We start from the raw sequence: 14,014 nt of genomic DNA on the forward strand, positions 1-14,014 counted from the left end.
CTACCCTCTCTGTTTCTTCACATCACCTACTATAGAGGATGTGTTCATTATTGAGTATGGAGAAATACAAGTTTCATATGGATGAATGTTGCATGATCAGTCCAATTCGGCTATCGTGAAGATAATGATAAATATAGGAGGCTGCTATGAACCCTGATCATTATCATTTTACCTTAGCGATCAACCTTTCACCGGAAAGTGATCTCCCTTCCATTCTGTTCAGCGGTGAGGGAAGACCCGTTCCGGGGCATAAGATTGGTCCTGCCGTGCATGATTACTACCTTATACATACGGTACTGGACGGGAAGGGCATTTTTCAGAGCGGTAATGTTACAAAGGAGTGTTCACCCGGTGATACATTCGTGATTTACCCCGGTTCACTCTTCAGCTACCAAGCGGATAAGATAAATCCTTGGCATTATGCCTGGGTAGCTTTACAAGGTGCGGAGACTGAGGGGTTTCTTACAAACATTGGCCTTTGGAGAGAGCTTCCGCTCCTGCATACAGAAGATATCATCGGTATCAGCAGCCTTTATGAGAAGATCCGCATGTCCTTCCGCCAATCCCCTTATCCGGTCCTGGAAAGTCTGGAGGCCGCAGGTTGGATGAGATTGCTGCTTCACCGGCTCGGTACATCAAACAGCGGGGATCACCCCCCACAGTCCAAGGAGTTACCGGAGATGGTCGACCGCCAGATCGCTCAGGCCATACGTTGGATTTCTCTACAGTATCATCAACAGATCAGCATAGATCAATTGGCTTCGACACTAGGCTATCACCGGGCCCATTTGTCCAAAGCTTTTAAACAGAAGACCGGACTCTCCCCCAAACAATACCTGATGAAGGTACGCATGGAGAAAGCAAAGGAACTGCTGGGCGGAAGATTAACCATCGAGCAGATTTCATCAGCGGTGGGTTTTAATGATGCACTTTATTTCTCACGGCAATTCCACAAGTGGAGTGGTATGCCGCCAACTGATTACCGCAATGCCCTGCGTACACTAAGTTAGTCAATCCATACGCGCATTACAACTGCAATTGACTTGCCTTCACCCCAAGTGATAGGCTTTGTTCAAAGAGATCCGGAGGAGAAGTAGGGATGAAAAAAGCAACCATGAAAGACATTGCCCGTCTGGCAAATGTATCGGTAGCCACAGTAAGTTATGTGCTGAATAATGTCCAGAAACAAACGATACCCGAAGCGACTAAGGTGAACATCCTCCAGATCGCCAAAGAACTGAATTATGTCCCTAATCTGGCAGCGCGCTCTCTGGTTCTGCGAAAAACAGGCCTGGTCGGGATTCTAATCAATCGAACGGCTGATACACCTTACTGGAAACAACAAAACCACTCCACCTTCATTAGCGGACTTGAAGCCAAACTTACAGAGGCCGGTTATCATACGCTGCTGGTCAGCCTGAATCCTGATAATCCCTATCTGGACGTCATTCGGGAGCGAAAGCTGGATGCCGTATTCCTGATCGATGTGAAGGAAGAACAATTCTACCGGATATCCGCCAATTTTACCGAAGGGGTTCCTCTGATTCTTATCGACAGCCTTATCTCTGATCCTTTATTCAATCAGGTGTATTTCAACTATCCTGGGGCGCTGGATCAGGCCCGATCAGCCCTCCCTCTTCCCGCTTGTCTTGTTATGGAGAGCTTTAATAATGCTGCATTTATGGATGCAATCATCTCAGGCGCAAGCCTTCCCGGGGAGCAGATTTATGTCGTCAAGGGCACTCAAGACCTTTCGGATCTATGTACCTTCCTGAAACAGAATCAAGGCAAGCACATGATTGTAACCAATGAATTTCTGGGCAAAATCATTGAGAACTCTTATACCGGACCTGTGACTGTACTCTGCACCTGCGATCTTCCTCAAATCCTTGACAACACAACAGCAACAGTGCAATTCGCGGATGACAGGTCACGAACCTCCTTTGAGCTTATGGAGACATTAATGCAAAACCATGGAGGTCATGCTGTACATCAGGCCAATCAATTTTGGGTTGATGTGTTGAAGTAAATCTTCTATAATAACTTAAACGTTTAAGTTAAGTGACTACACGAGGTTGTCTTCATGAATTCTCTGGAACCCGGATCGATAATAGCAGCTAATAAACCGATCAGCAGTTATCCTGCATTATGGAGAAACAAAGCGTTTATTCTCCTGTTTACTGCCAGCACGATCTCACTTTTGGGCAATGCCTTTCACAGCCTTGCACTTAGTTTGTGGGTTCTTCAGGAAACCGGCAGTGCCAAGGCTATGAGCATTTTGCTGATCGTGAATCTCATTATTTGTTCGCTGCTCGGATCAGTCACCGGTACGCTTGCAGACCGGTTCAACCGCCGCCGGATCATACTGGGCGCCTATTTCATTCAAAGCATATTTGTTCTTGGTATCGCAGCATGTCTTGCAAGCCCTCATCCTTCATTCGTACTGATCGTCTGTTTAACCGGAGTCGTGACGGCTGCCGGGCAATTTCAAGGACCAGCGTTTCAAGCCTCACTCCGATGCATTGCCGGAACAGAACATATTCAAAAGGCGGCTGGATGGATGAGCTTATCCGAAAACATCTCACGAACCGCCGGCTATGCGCTTGGCGGGATCTTTGTCGCGGCTTTCGGAGGAACTTTGGCCATCGTGATCGATGGCATGGCTTTTCTCGCCGCTCTTCTAGCGGTGTCTTTAGCCGGGTCATTCTCTTCTCCGGTGCTTACCGGCGGTGCGAAAGGACAATCATTTAAGCAGGATATACTAAGCGGCTTCCGCTTTATATGGCGTAACCCTTTCGCTAAAGCTATAACCATTCTGCTGCCTATACTGTCTTTGTTTTTTCTATCTAGCCTAATGCTGACTCAGGTGATGGCTGTGAAGGTCTGGAATGCAACCCCTCTCGAGTTCGGTCTTATGGAAGGCTGTATTCCACTAGGCTATATGCTTGGTGCAGGATTTATTGTCGCGACAGGTGACAAACTGAAATACCGTGGCCGGGTCATTATCTACAGCCTTCTGCTTATTGGGCCACTTTATGCTGTGCTGTCCTTTACTTCTACTATGTGGATAGCTATACCGTTAATCCTCCTCATTGGTTTCACATTCGCCTTCAGCACACTACTAATCAACATAATTTTGCGTCTCGAAGTGCCTGAAGACCTGCAAGGCAGAATGTTCGGAGTACTGGGGTCGCTTATGAGCGTTGCTCCACCGCTCGGGCTTGCAGTCTTCTCTTCTTCAGCCGACTTATTTGGTCCTTCAAGTGTAATGCTTGCAGTTGGAGTTATGCTCCTGGTATTTGGAATATGGGCATATCATGAGCTTCGGTTCATCCGCGAATATCAATAAACTTTTCAAAATTAAATGTATGTCCTTATGTCAAAGCACATAGTATCTCTTTTCTGGAAATATTAATATAGAATGTAGGGGGGATGTATGTTACCTTTTAGGAACTGTCCGCTCATACATAATCTCGGGAGGTACTTAATCAATGAACTATCAACCACAGGGACATCAGGAATTTTATCCACCTGTGCCTCCTCCGGCACACACCAACGGCAAATCCGTTGCTGCGCTCGTTCTCGGAATACTGGCGATCGTCATCCCTTATATTGGTCTTTTATTCGGAATCATTGCCATTATCTTCTCCACATTGTCCCTTAAAGAGATTCGTATCCGTCAAGAACAGGGCAGGGGCTTAGCGATCGCTGGGCTGGTATGCGGCATTATTGGAACGATTTTTAGTGTCATACTTATCATTATATTAATCATTTTTATCTTTGCCGCTGCCAGTATGAATAACTACAACACCATTTAAGCAGATATACACAAATATTTCATTTATAAATCAAAAAGCCTGCCTTCAACATTGTTGAAGACAGGCTTTTATTCTTAGGTATCCCACGCTCTACAATAATGACTCCGGTTCCCCATTGCCCATCAGAACATTTACAACCTGCTGTTGCCGGTATTCTGTAGGGGTTAACTGGAATTTCTTACGGAACATTTGGGTGAAGTGCCTCATGTCCTGATAACCAACCCGCTCTGCAATTTCAGCAAGCTTTAGCTTCGGAATCAATAAGAGCAGTTTAGCCTGCTCCAGGCGCACGGAGGTCAAATACTCCTTATAGCCCTGACCGGTTTTTTGCTTGAACAGTTGACTGAAATACGCAGGATTGAGGAAGACCACCGACGCCATTTTCTCGAGAGACAGGTCTTCGTAATAATGTTCCTTAATATATTGCAGCGCGACATCAATAGCCTTCTCACCGCTGCCTTTGCCGGGTTCAAGTTCAATAGCCTGCGATGCGAACGCCTTGCGCATTCTCATCACAACCTGCGGAACGGTATTGAAATCGAAGCTTAGACCTGACAGGATGACCTGAAACGGCACCTTTAGCGAATGCTTGAGATGCAGCTTCACTTCCTCCTGGAAAGTCTCGATCACCTCGTCCTCTCTTAACGTGATCAGACCGAGCAGGCTTTGCCGGTCATAGCTGACTACAAACCCACGGCCATGACGTTCAATCAGCTCGGAGAGCACGTTCTCGACAATAAAATGCTCCAGGCGAACGCTTTTATCCCCAGTATCCATTTGTACCATAATCAGATAAAAGTTAAGGTAATCCTCGATGAAAGGACTTAAATCAAGATTGCCGATATCAAGACCGGAAGCCAGTCGCTGAAATACGCCTTCCCGCAAATACTTAAGATTGACTTTCAGGCGCTCGCCTTCCCTTGAAATCTCACTGTCTTTCTCAATCTCCTCAGCAAGACTATTGATGACCTCCAGCAGACGTGTTTTGCCGATAGGCTTCAGCAAGTAGTCTCTGGCTCCCAACCGCACAGCTTCCTGTGCATATGAGAATTCACTGTGAGCTGAGATAACCACCCATTTCACATAAGGATATCTGCGTTTGGAAATCCTCATGAATTCCAGCCCGTTCACTCCAGGCATCAAAATATCGGTAAGCACGATGTGAATCCGTTGTTCCTCCATAATCTTAAGCGCTTCTTCAGTGGAGGCCGCTAAATAAATTTCGTGATCCGGGTTTATATGTCTGATGGTCCGCTGAATGCCTTCCCGAATCACACGTTCATCATCAGCGATCAGAATGTTCACGAATTTGTTTCTCCTTCCTTAGGAAGCGGCAGCACAATGCCTACCCGCGTTCCTTTACCGGGATGGCTTTGAATTTGAAGGCCATACTCCTCGCCAAACATATATTTTAGCCGCCGGTGCAGATTCTGAAGACCAATGCCTCCACTCTGCTCCTTATTATTCTCCCTCTCCAGCGATTCCAGCAGCATGCCCAGCTGCTTATCCGTCATTCCACTACCGTTGTCCTCAACGATAATTTTGAGATCGCTGCCTTCCTGTATTGCAAACACCTTAAGTATACCCTGACGGTTAAGCGATTCAAGCCCATGTTTTACCGCATTCTCAATAACAGGCTGGAGTGTCATCTTAGGTAGCGGGATGTGAAGCCAGCGCTCGTCAATATCAATCTCTACCTTCAACCGGCCTTCAAGGCGAATGGAGATAATCTTCAGATAATGATTTATTTGCTCCATCTCTTCCCGGAGTGTTACTTCTACTCCGTCATCCCATTTACTGCTGTACCGAAACATAGAAGACAACGATAGAACGAGTTCACCGAGCTGATCCTTTTCTTTCTCATCCAGCATCCAATAGATCATATCCAGAGTGTTATACAGGAAATGCGGATTAACCTGAGATTGAAGCGCATGAATTTCTGCGTTCTTCTCACTAACGGAGGAGACTTTCACCCGATCAATCAATTCCTCAATCTGAGTAACCATGCGGTTAAACGATGCTACTAGAATATTAATCTCCTGATACGAGGCTACGCTTAGCATTCCGCGGAAATTCCCGATTTCTACCTGTTTCATCTCACGAATCAGCTTCTTGATGGGTGAGGAGATGGTCTGGGAGACAATAGATGCTATCAATGTAGATACACAGATCAGAATCGTAATTACGATAAGCAAATATCGCTTCATCTCAATCACTTCAACATTTAGATCCCGGTCAGGTGTAACACTGATAACCCATAAATCTGCAAAAGACAGCTTGGAAGCAACCGTCAACCGGTCTGAATCCTGCTTCACTACCACATTCTGCGCATGTTGCAAATCCGTAATTTCCCCAAGATCAGGTGGAGACTGAGCAGTCGAAGAAATGTCACGACCATCCTGCGACATGAGAAAGACCTCACTATGCTCACCAAGTTTAAGGTTGTCCAGTGCATCCAGAATCGGCAGAGGATTCATTTCATAGAGAACAATGCCAATAGGTTTGTGCTCATTCAAATCAAAAATTTGTCTACCAAAAGCGAATACCCGGCTATCCTCTGCTTCATCAATCAAGGAATGATCGAAGACGCCCAACCAGACCATTTTCCCGGAAGATTTCTGAAGCTGCTGGTACCACTCCTCTTCGGGGTAAGCTGGATCCACAGCGTTCATTGTATTTCCGTAGTTATAAATTTTGCCATTGTCATTAATGACATGAATACCGACGATATCATCCCGTGAATAAAAAATCGCTCCGATGATGTTCGTGATAGACTGTTCGTTAATGTAAGCAATCGCCGGGGTATCCGTCGTCTGATTCAGAAGCCGGATCATTTCAAAGTTGTTGCTCAGAGTTTTAGATAAGCTGTCATACCCTTTGTACAAAAGACTGAATAAATCGGCTGTTTGTGCGACGTTCTTTTGCGACAGGTCACTGATCTTCTCATGTACCTGGTCCGTTGTCCGGTTGTAATACAGAAGACTGACAATTAACAGAATTCCGGACATGCAAAAAAGAAACAGCAGAAACAACCGATGATGTATGGAATGAAATCCGCTTCGCAAGCGGGTATCCCTCCTTTCACATCCTGTGTCCCACTGTTCCTTTATTATAAAGCCATTAAGATTGCCATTGCAACGCGAGAATTAACCTTTAACCGCACCTGCAACCATACCTTTAGTGATTTGGTTGGACAGGAAGAAGTAGATCAGGATAACCGGCAGGGCGCCCATTACCAGGAACGCACCAATCGCGCCATAGTTGACAGAGTACTGACTGACGAATGTGTATACCCCGAAAGGCAAGGTCTTCAGCTTCTCGGAAGAGATGAAGGTCGCAGCCAGGATGTACTCATTCCAGATGTTGATGAAGGTCAGGATACATACCGTCATCATCGGTGGAACGGAAATCGGAAGAATGATGCTGCGGAAGATGCGATATACGCTTGCTCCGTCAATAAACGCCGATTCTTCGATTTCATGCGGAATGCCTTTCATAAATCCGCTAAGGATAAACACAGCAATTGGCGTCTGGAATGCGATATACGGCAAGATCAGCGACAAATGCGTGTTAAGAATGTGTACGTTTTTGAAGATGATCATCAGTGGCAGCAAAGTTGCCTGCATCGGGATCATCATACCCATCAGGAAGATGGTCATTACAACATTGCCGTATTTCCAGCGGAAACGCGAAATCGCATAAGCGACCATCGAGCTAAGCAGAATTACGCATACCATAGTGACCAGGGTAACGAATACACTGTTCTTCAGGAAGGCCAGATAGCTTCCTGATTCGAAAGCTGTAGAATAGTTACTCCACTGAAAGGATTTCGGCAGAGCGAAGAAGTTACCGTCAAGGATTTCTTCATTGGTTTTAAGTGAGTACAGCAGAAGCCATACAAGTGGGTACAGTTGGGTGACGACAGGAATCGCAAAAAGAAGATACACGAGTCCTTTTTTTGTTTTTTGCATGATCGCGATCTCCTTTCCTATCCGAACTTTTTCTCAAGCTTGTTGAAGATGGTATTGATGAACCCGGTAAATACCAGACACACGGCTACCAGGAATGTTGCAATAGCACTTCCGTAACCGTACTTGAAGGATAGGAAGGAGCTGTTATACATGTGCGTAGAAATTACGTCTGTCGCATGTGCTGGTCCCCCGCCGGTCACAACCATGACCAAATCGAATGCCTGCAGTGAACCGATAAATGCGAGTACAATCGATATTTTAAAGATCGGGACAATCAGCGGCAGCGTTATGTAACGATCCGCCTTAAATCCATCTGCACCGTCAATTTTTGCAGCTTCATACAATTCGTCAGGAATATTCTGAACCCCGGTGAACTGAATCAGCAAGTGGTAACCGAAATATTGCCAGAGTGAAATGAAATACAGGGCAAACATTGCAATTTTAGGCTCGGTAAGCCAGTTATGAGTCCAGCTGTCCAGTCCGAGTGCGATGAGTACACCGTTCAGCATGCCTCCCATGGAAGCAGGGTTATAAATGGTCTTCCACAATTGTCCGATAATAACGACCGACAAGATTACAGGTGTGAAATACAACGATACCAAAGTGTTTGCTTTTTTCAGATAACGATTAAGCAGGATCGCCATGAACAAGCACAATGGAATTTCAAGCATTGACGCTACAGCATACAGTAAGGTTCTTCGTACAGAAGGCCAGAACACAGGATCATTAAAGAACATGTCATGGAAATTGCCAAAACCAACGAACTCCGAAGGAGTTAGTCCGTCCCACTTCAGTAGGCCTGTGTATACAGAAACCACAATTGGTACAAATACAAGGCACACATACAGCAGCAGACATGGCAATACGAAGACGGCTATTGTGCGTGCTGGCACCTTCAGAACTTTCATTTCTCTCCGCCCCCTAAAATAAACTCGATGCGAAGAAGCGTGTACTTGCCACTTCGCATCGATTTCTAAATATCTTTTTTATTATTTATTAGCTTCAAAAGCTGTTTGGTGTTCTTTTGCTACTGCAGCTGCATCCACTTTTTGTACGAACAGGTTTTGAATGCTGCTCAAGTGAACTTGCGATGTTGCAGGGTTCATAGTGTTATCGAACGAAAGGTCTCCGCCTTTAACTTGGTTGAACAATCCAGCAACTTCGATAGCCAGGTCAGAGTATCCAGCAGCTTTCAGGTCGCCATCAACTTTTTGTCCAAGACCTACAGCATTTTTGTTCTCGAATTGTTTCTTAGGGAAGTTCAGTGCAAAGAAGTTCAAGAAATCTTTAGTTGCTTCCAGGTGCTCGCTGTTTGCAGAAATTGCGAACGCGCTACCAGGAGCCAACATGAATTCGTTAGGGTCGCCTTTACCGTTAACAGTAGGGAATTGGAATGCTCCAACTTTGCCGCCTACGGAAGAAGCATCAATTGCTCCAGTTTCCCAAGATCCGATTACCCACATAGCTGCTTTACCAGTTTTGAAGATGTTACCGCCAGCAGTTGCGTCGATGGAAGTTGCACCATCAGGGAATGCGCCTGCATCAACCAATTGTTGGAATGCGTCTACAGCTTCAACGAAAGCAGGATCTTCAAAAGTTTTCTTACCATCCATTACATCTTGCAGGAAGCCAGGGCCGCCGTTTGTGCGAAGCAGGATGTTCATGAACAAGAATGAACCGGTCCAGGAATCTTTTTCGCCGATTGCCAGCGGAGTGATTCCTTTGTCTTTCAGGATCTTAACGTCTTTCAGCATTTCTTCAAATGTTGTAGGAACGTTAGCGATTCCAGCTTGTTGGAACAGATCTTTGTTGTAGTATACAACTTCGATGTTGTTACCATCTGGTACAGCGTATACATTGTTATCAAAGCTATAGTAGTCAAGCAATCCTTCTTGGTAAGTATCTTTCAGGCCGTTCTTGTCCAGCATGTCGTTCAGCGGAGCGAACAGACCAGCATCAACGAAAGGTTTCATTTGTGCAGCTGGGTTAACGATGGTGATATCAGGTACTTCTTTGGAAGCCGCTTGTGTTTTCAGCTTCACTTTTTGTTGGTCAGTGTTCAGCGTATCCAATTCGATTTTAACGTTTGGATTAGCTTTGGTGTACTCTTCCACGAGCGCTTTAAGCGTTTGAGTGGATGGTGCTGCAGGGTCTGGGTAGATATTTTGGAACGTGATGGTTACATTCTCTTTGCTTGTGTCAGCTGGTGCAGCAGTTTCGGTTGAATTGGCTGGTGCATTTGTTGCAGCCGCTTCGTTTTCCTCGTTGTTACCGTTTCCACATGCCGCCAAAGCCAGTACTAGTGACGCTGACATTGCTACTGTGAATGTTTTTTTCATTCTGTTTTTGACCATTTACTAAAGCCCCCTATATCGTGATAGGTCTATTATCTCCTCGTGAAGCGCTTTCATCAAGGTGTGAACTTCAGAATAAATGTTTGTTTTTTCTAGGTATGTTTTTCAATATAAAATGAAAAAATAAGAAATCTCTCCATTTCAAATGAAAAGAACCTTGCTTGAATGTGGGAGTAACTACGGTGAATGTTGGACTTACAGCCGCTGTTGTCTCCAGATTTCTTGATTTATACCGCTGCTTGCGGATGAAATCCGGAGACAAAGGTGGTCGCTTACGCTCTTCCAGTTCCAAAAATTCCCCTTCGTTACAATCATTCTAAGGTTAATGTAGTTGTAAACTTAAAACGGCAGATTAGCGTTCATCATTATGCCATTGTTTCAGCACTTCGACCAGGCCCGGTACATCAAGTCCGTCCAGTGAATATGCCTTGCGTATAAGCTCATGTGGGATGAACTCATCATACTTGCCTAGATACGGCGCTTCGTCCGGTGACAACAACGATAGTGGCTCCGTAGCGGCAGTACATTCGCCAATGATCTCAGCTTCAAGTGTTGCGGCGTCCGTGCTGCCTGCAACAACCATATAGTAAGGTTCCATCGGAACGATAGACCGCAGGCCCAGGGGAGTCTTAAGATTATTCTTAAGCAGCCGTTCCAGAGTACGGAATTGCCGGCTTCCTGCCCAAGGCAGAATAAACATCGAATCACCACCCGCAGGCATGACGGCTTGCTTCAGCATTCCGCTTTCTTTGGCTAAACGCCGCGCACGCTCCAGCCTTGCTGCTGCACTGGGCGCAAGATAAGGGTATAGCGCAGTATCTCCGAGAACATCCCGAATCTTGGTCATAATCCGGGTATGCACATCACCGCCTGCTCCGAGCCACAAGGTATCTACTTTACCGCGCGAAGTTTTGACATAGACCGCTTTATGGCGGTTATCCACTTCTTCTACCTTCCACAGCTTACCCGCCAGAGTGAAGCAGTAGCCTGGAGGCGGCACTGTGGTAATTGAACCAATCTCTTCAGTTCCGTTATAAACAACATGTTCCTCGTCATCCTTAAATACGGCATAGAACCGGAAATTGTTGACGATCTTTTCCCCTGCCATACCGATCAGGAGACTGCCTTCATCCATTTTCTCGATGTGCCCCATGCCCAGCATGTATGTGATGAACGTATCATAATCCGAAGGATCGATGCTTTTGAAAGAAGGCAGACTAAGTACTGCATCCTTCAAATCCTCCGACTCCGCTTCCCCCATGCTCTTCAGGATGCTCATGGTCTGATGGTATAGCAGTCCAACTGGCAGCTTCCGCACAACTTGTGGCTCCACCCATTTCTCACGAACATATAGCTCGATTACTGCTATCGCACGTAGCAGACTCCAAGGCATGCGTGCTGGGAGTTGTGCCTCTTCGTCCTCCTCCTCCGGCGTGACGAAGATCATCTCAGAAGCTGCGTCACCTCTTCTGCCAGAACGTCCTAACCGCTGCACAAAACTGGCACAGCTATACGGTGCGCCTAGCTGCAATACCCGCTCCAGCTCTCCCAGGTCGATACCAAGCTCCAAGGTTAAGGTTGCCGCTGCAACCGCTGGCCCCGGTTTCTGGCGGAGCGCTGCCTCCGTCTCCTCTCGCAGCATCGCAGAAATGCTGCCGTGATGGACATGGAACACATCCCTCTCACCACGCTTCGCCGCCGTACGTCTCAGCTCCAATGTTGCTGTCTCGGCGTCAGAACGGCTGTTGGTGAAGATAAGCGCCTTTTTCAAATGGGTATGATCGTAGATGTAATCATAGTATGCCTGCCGTGCACGCTCCAAATGCTCAGCCTGCTGCTCGTCCCGGGCATCTGGAAAGGAGAAGTGCTCCACGCTTAGCCGAAGCTTGCGCCCCCCTTGCGGTGCGGATACTTCCACCTTATCCCTCGTTCCCGCTGCCAGCCACTCCGTCACAGATGCGTAGTCGCTTAGAGTGGCAGATAAGCCGATCCGGCGAGGAGCGCATCCGGCCATCCGTGAGATCCTCGCCAATTGGCTGAGCACTTGGATACCGCGGTCAGCACCCATAAAGGCATGCACTTCATCCACTATGATAAAGCGCAAATCATGAAACAGAGCCGGAATGGCATTTGGACGGTTCATCAGGAGACCTTCAAGAGACTCCGGTGTAATCTGCAGCACCCCGGAAGGATTCTGCATCAGCTTTGTCTTATCCGCTTGGGGCACATCGCCATGCCAATGCCAGACTGGAATTCCGCCTTCACGGAGCAAATCATTTAGCCGGGTGAACTGATCGTTGATGAGCGCTTTGAGCGGAGCAATATATAATATGCCTACTGATGTTGATGGACGTTCATGCAGCTCGGTTAGCGCCGGAAAAAAAGCTGCCTCTGTCTTCCCTGAAGCTGTACCGGAAGCAATCAACAGATGATGCGGTGTATCAAAAAGCACCCGGCAAGCATCTACTTGTGCCTCGCGCAGCGTATCCCACCGGTTCTTATATATAAATTCCTTAATAAAGGGGGCCAGTCTGTAGAACGGATTAGTACTCATAGCTCAAACTCCGCGAGGAAGCCGTCTACCGCGCTTTGATCCTCATCCGGTGCATTCGAAGTACGTTCCCCTACCAGCTTCTCAAATGAAATCCCGGGATGCTGATGCAGAGTATGAAGCAGATCCATGAAGTCACGAACAACCTCGCGCGGTGTCAGAAGCTCTTCTGCTCCAAGTCTGCCTACAGCCTGCTCCATAAAGTGGACAAGCTGCTCCTGTGAAAGATTGACATCATACGCGTAATGCTGGGCGTGAATATCTCTTAGCTTTTGCAGCAGGATCAGGATTTCCTCATGGGACAGCATGTCGAGCGCGATAATCGGCCCGGTGAAGTTGTTAAGTCCTGCGGCCCCGTAACGGCCTGCTACCAGCCTGGAGCGAAGCGCCTCATAACTGAATAAGCCCCGCCGACCGTCTTCGACGAATTGTGGCGTGCCGCCAAGAAAGATCCCCAGCCTCTCCGCCTTGCCCTGCATGGTATCATTAAACATAGTCAGCAGCTTCTCGTAGTTGCTTTGGCGTGAAATACTGTTCGTGATTTTGTACAGATTCACACCTTCATCAATAAACAGCAGCAGGCCCTGATAGCCAATAGCCGCCGTGAATTCTGCCCAGAGCTTCATGTAATCATACCAATTGTCATCATCTATAATGACCCCTACGTCCAGCGCTTTTCTCGCTTCGGTTCGAGTGGCGAATTCACCGCGCAGCCAGCGCAACGCATCCTGCTTGAGATCATCATTCGCCAACTTATGTCCATTCCAATAGGCAGCCAGTACTTTGGCAAAATCAAAGCCATGCACCAAACCGCGCATCTCTGAGGCTACAGCATATATCTGCTTCTCTACTTCTTGCCCAAGCTGTGGAGCGTCAGTCCCAAACCCCTTATCTTCCATAATGCTCTGCTGAAGTGAGAAGATCCATTTCTGCAAAATAATCTCCAGTGCTCCGCCGTCCGGCCGGGTACGGGTCGATAAATGGCTCATCAGCTCCCGGTAGGTGGCAAGCCCCTGCCCTTTGGTTCCCACCAGCCGCCGTTCCGGCGAAAGATCGGCATCCGCTACGACAAAATCCCGGTCCATGGCATAATTACGGATCATTTGAAGCAAAAAGCTCTTGCCGCTGCCGAACTTGCCGGTGATCAGCTTGAAGGCGGCTCCACCATCGGCAATATTGTCCATATCCCGCAAAATCGCTTCAATCTCCGGTCTCCGTCCGACAGCGATATGCTCTAACCCTATCCTCGGAACAACTCCAGCCGTCAAGGAATTGACCAGCGCCGTTGTCATCCTTTTTGGTATTTTCATTGATTTCATG

At 47.1% G+C, this 14,014-nt stretch carries 11 protein-coding genes; 4 read left to right on the plus strand and 7 right to left on the minus strand.

From position 1 onward, the window contains the following. The first annotated feature begins 146 nt into the window (after positions 1-146). From ACAN55_RS15110 to ACAN55_RS15125, 4 genes are all read left to right on the plus strand, one after another. Positions 147-1,010 carry an AraC family transcriptional regulator gene (locus ACAN55_RS15110; RefSeq protein ID WP_379134280.1) on the plus strand — a complete coding sequence of 288 codons (864 nt, stop codon included), beginning with the start codon at positions 147-149 and terminating at the stop codon, positions 1,008-1,010. 89 nt (positions 1,011-1,099) lie between these two features. Beyond that, the gene (locus ACAN55_RS15115) at positions 1,100-2,029 is read left to right on the plus strand and encodes a LacI family DNA-binding transcriptional regulator (RefSeq protein ID WP_379134283.1); all 930 of its coding nucleotides are present in this window, start codon (positions 1,100-1,102) and stop codon (positions 2,027-2,029) included. Between the two features lie 54 nt (positions 2,030-2,083). Continuing rightward, a complete protein-coding gene (locus tag ACAN55_RS15120; protein ID WP_379134285.1) occupies positions 2,084-3,349 on the plus strand; it encodes an MFS transporter in 1,266 nt (421 codons plus the stop codon). A 142-nt stretch (positions 3,350-3,491) separates the two neighbouring features. Beyond that, a complete protein-coding gene (locus tag ACAN55_RS15125; protein WP_379134288.1) occupies positions 3,492-3,818 on the plus strand; it encodes a DUF4190 domain-containing protein in 327 nt (108 codons plus the stop codon). Positions 3,819-3,908: 90 nt separating this feature from the next. On the opposite strand, the gene ACAN55_RS15130 is transcribed toward ACAN55_RS15125, so the two are convergent. The 7 genes from ACAN55_RS15130 to ACAN55_RS15160 all read right to left on the minus strand — a co-directional run bounded on the left by ACAN55_RS15130 (position 3,909) and on the right by ACAN55_RS15160 (position 14,013). Further along, entirely contained in the window at positions 3,909-5,123 is a 1,215-nt protein-coding gene (locus ACAN55_RS15130) for a response regulator (RefSeq protein ID WP_379134290.1), read from the minus strand. Further along, positions 5,120-6,883, minus strand: a complete 1,764-nt coding sequence (locus ACAN55_RS15135) for a cache domain-containing sensor histidine kinase (RefSeq protein WP_489685775.1) — start codon at positions 6,881-6,883, stop codon at positions 5,120-5,122. The genes ACAN55_RS15130 and ACAN55_RS15135 overlap by 4 nt, the downstream gene beginning before the upstream one ends. Positions 6,884-6,964: 81 nt before the next feature. Further along, a complete protein-coding gene (locus ACAN55_RS15140; RefSeq protein ID WP_379134293.1) occupies positions 6,965-7,789 on the minus strand; it encodes a carbohydrate ABC transporter permease in 825 nt (274 codons plus the stop codon). A gap of 17 nt (positions 7,790-7,806) precedes the next feature. Next, entirely contained in the window at positions 7,807-8,697 is an 891-nt protein-coding gene (locus ACAN55_RS15145; protein ID WP_379134295.1) for a carbohydrate ABC transporter permease, read from the minus strand. A gap of 81 nt (positions 8,698-8,778) precedes the next feature. Beyond that, positions 8,779-10,143 (minus strand): extracellular solute-binding protein, encoded by a 1,365-nt coding sequence (locus ACAN55_RS15150; protein WP_379134298.1) that lies wholly within the window; start codon positions 10,141-10,143, stop codon positions 8,779-8,781. Between the two features lie 352 nt (positions 10,144-10,495). Continuing rightward, positions 10,496-12,697, minus strand: a complete 2,202-nt coding sequence (locus ACAN55_RS15155; RefSeq protein ID WP_379134302.1) for a DEAD/DEAH box helicase — start codon at positions 12,695-12,697, stop codon at positions 10,496-10,498. Further along, positions 12,694-14,013 (minus strand): ATP-binding protein, encoded by a 1,320-nt coding sequence (locus tag ACAN55_RS15160; protein WP_379134305.1) that lies wholly within the window; start codon positions 14,011-14,013, stop codon positions 12,694-12,696. The genes ACAN55_RS15155 and ACAN55_RS15160 overlap by 4 nt, the downstream gene beginning before the upstream one ends. Position 14,014 lies beyond the last annotated feature (1 nt).

Source organism: Paenibacillus oryziterrae (assembly GCF_042610485.1).
Taxonomy (GTDB): domain Bacteria; phylum Bacillota; class Bacilli; order Paenibacillales; family Paenibacillaceae; genus Paenibacillus_AQ.

Excerpts from the sequence above, each read along its gene's own strand:
- ACAN55_RS15125 (WP_379134288.1), top strand. The coding sequence starts at position 3,492 with ATGAACTATCAACCACAGGGACATCAGGAATTTTATCCACCTGTGCCT.
- ACAN55_RS15120 (WP_379134285.1), top strand. The coding sequence starts at position 2,084 with ATGAATTCTCTGGAACCCGGATCGATAATAGCAGCTAATAAACCGATC.
- ACAN55_RS15115 (WP_379134283.1), top strand. The coding sequence starts at position 1,100 with ATGAAAAAAGCAACCATGAAAGACATTGCCCGTCTGGCAAATGTATCG.
- ACAN55_RS15110 (WP_379134280.1), top strand. The coding sequence starts at position 147 with ATGAACCCTGATCATTATCATTTTACCTTAGCGATCAACCTTTCACCG.
- ACAN55_RS15140 (WP_379134293.1), bottom strand. The coding sequence starts at position 7,789 with ATGCAAAAAACAAAAAAAGGACTCGTGTATCTTCTTTTTGCGATTCCT.
- ACAN55_RS15150 (WP_379134298.1), bottom strand. The coding sequence starts at position 10,143 with ATGGTCAAAAACAGAATGAAAAAAACATTCACAGTAGCAATGTCAGCG.
- ACAN55_RS15145 (WP_379134295.1), bottom strand. The coding sequence starts at position 8,697 with ATGAAAGTTCTGAAGGTGCCAGCACGCACAATAGCCGTCTTCGTATTG.
- ACAN55_RS15155 (WP_379134302.1), bottom strand. The coding sequence starts at position 12,697 with ATGAGTACTAATCCGTTCTACAGACTGGCCCCCTTTATTAAGGAATTT.
- ACAN55_RS15160 (WP_379134305.1), bottom strand. The coding sequence starts at position 14,013 with ATGAAATCAATGAAAATACCAAAAAGGATGACAACGGCGCTGGTCAAT.